Raw genomic sequence first — 2,183 nt, forward strand, 5'->3', positions numbered from 1 at the left:
TCTACACGATCGGCGGGCTGTCCGCCCACGCCGACCGGGACGACCTGCTCGCCTGGGCGGGGGGTTTCCGGACCCCCCCCGACAGGGTATTCGTGGCTCACGGGGAGGAGTCGGTGTCCGTCGGGTTCGCCGGTCTGTTGAACGAGCGGTTCGGCTGGAACGCCGAGGTCCCCTACCCCGGCCGGCCGATCGACCTATGAGTGTGTTCGGGGACGCTCCTCTCCCGCTCCCCAACAGGGGAACCGGTGCGTAGCGGGGGGTTCCTCAGAGCGGCCTATGGAGCGAGGGGGAATTTGCGTCGAGCGGAATCGGCAGCGAGCGGGCGCAGGTCGCGAGCGTAGCGAAGAGGAAGCCCCCCGCGAGCCCCGGGCCCCGGTCGGGGAAACGCTCGAAGCCATAGCCCCGTCGCGGGGTGCGGATGTGGAGATGCCCGTGAGTCGAAAAAGGATCCCGCGGAAGAGGAGATGGCTTGTCGTCGCGGCGGCCGTGTTTCTCGTTTCGGCCTGGGCGGCGTCTCTCCCCCGTTCGTCGGAGGCGCACGCCGTGAACGACCCCCAGGACGACATCCTTCGGTCGATCGGGGTGGACGAGAAACTCGGTGGCGCGATCCCTCGGGATGCCGTCTTCCGGAACGCGAAGGGGGAAGAGGTGCGGCTTGGGGACTACCTGCGGGGAGGCCCCGCGCTGTTGACCCTGAACTACTACACCTGCCCCATGCTGTGCCCACTGACGCTGCGCTCTCTCCTCGGGACGGTGGAAAGAATGAAAGGGATCGACCTCGGCCGCGACTTCCGGATCGTCACGGTCAGCATCGATCCCGAAGACACGCCCGCGATCGCAAGCGCGCGCGCCGGGGAGATCTACGCCGAAATGAAGGGGACGGACGATCCGGCAACCCGGTGGCCGTTCCTGCTGGGCGATGCGGGGGCGGTCGGGGCTCTCACCGGCTCAGTCGGATTCCGGTACCGGAGGGTGGGCAGCGAGTTCGCCCATCCGAACGTGGTCGTCGTCCTGACCCCCGAGGGGAGGATCTCCCGCTACCTGTACGGGATCGAGCAGGACCCCCTGGATCTCAAGATGGCCCTCATCGAGGCCTCGGGGGGAAACATCGGGAATTCGACCGCCCTGAACCAAGTCCTGTTATTCTGCTTCCAGTATGACCCCGTGGGGAAAAAATACGCACTCTACGCCCGGAACATCATGAAGGCAGGCGGGGTCCTGACGATCGCGCTGCTCGGAGGCCTGCTCCTCGTGCTCTGGAGGCGGGGACGGTCCACTTCATAAGGACGGGAGAAGACGATGGAGAACGCGTACGCCCTGGGGGAGGCGGCATCCCGGACGACGGGACAGGTAGACGCCCTGTTTCTCTTCATCACGGTAGTCTCCCTGTTTTTCTTTCTGCTCGTCGAGGGGCTGCTGATCTACTTCGCGATCCGGTATCGAAGGAGAAAAGGGGCCGAACCCTCCGAGACGCCCGACATACGAGGCAGCCTCTTCCTGGAAACCGTCTGGGTGCTGATCCCCACGATCGTCGTCGCCTCCTTCTTCTACTACGGGTACCGGGTGTTCCGGGACATCCGGACGCCATCCCCCGGAGCCACCGACATCCACGTGATGGCCAGGCAGTGGCTCTTCGAGTTCCGGTATCCCGACGGCAGGTCGTCGATCAACGAGCTCCGGGTGCCCGCCGGCAGGCCCGTGAAACTCATCCTGTCCTCCGACGACGTGATCCACAGCTTCTTCGTCCCGGACTACCGGGTCAAGCAGGACATGGTGCCGGGGCGGTACACCACCCTGTACCTGCACCCCGACAAGGAGGGGACGTACCCGATCCTGTGCGCGGAGTACTGCGGCGTCGGCCACTCCACGATGCGCGCGGAATTGATCGTGATGGAACCCGGCGCGTATGCGGCATGGCGGGAGAAAAAAGAGGCCCCGGCCGGCCTTTCGCTGGCGGAGCAGGGAAAGGCGCTCGTGGGGAAGTCCGGATGCCTGGGATGCCACGCCCTCGAGGGGAAGGAGAAGATCGCCCCCAACCTCAGGCAAAGTTTCGGCCGGAAGGTCCTCCTCGCGGACGGGACCTCCGTGACCGCGGACGAGGAATACCTCCGGGAGTCGATCCTCGATCCCAAAGCCAAGGTGGTGAAGGGGTACCCGGCCGTCATGCCCACCTTCAAAGGGAG

General features: G+C 65.7%; 3 protein-coding genes. All 3 read left to right on the forward strand.

Annotated features, from left to right (window positions below):
* Window positions 1-200: MBL fold metallo-hydrolase RNA specificity domain-containing protein (locus VJ307_04345; protein ID HJX73365.1), on the forward strand; the 200-nt coding region annotated here is incomplete at its 5' end.
* 232 nt (window positions 201-432) lie between these two features.
* The gene (locus tag VJ307_04350) at window positions 433-1,284 is read left to right on the forward strand and encodes an SCO family protein (GenBank protein ID HJX73366.1); all 852 of its coding nucleotides are present in this window, start codon (window positions 433-435) and stop codon (window positions 1,282-1,284) included.
* Between the two features lie 15 nt (window positions 1,285-1,299).
* A partial coding sequence (gene coxB / locus VJ307_04355) for a cytochrome c oxidase subunit II (GenBank protein HJX73367.1) occupies window positions 1,300-2,183 on the forward strand: 884 nt, incomplete at its 3' end.

It is taken from the genome of Candidatus Deferrimicrobiaceae bacterium (assembly GCA_035256765.1).
Classification (GTDB): domain Bacteria; phylum Desulfobacterota; class Deferrimicrobia; order Deferrimicrobiales; family Deferrimicrobiaceae; genus CSP1-8.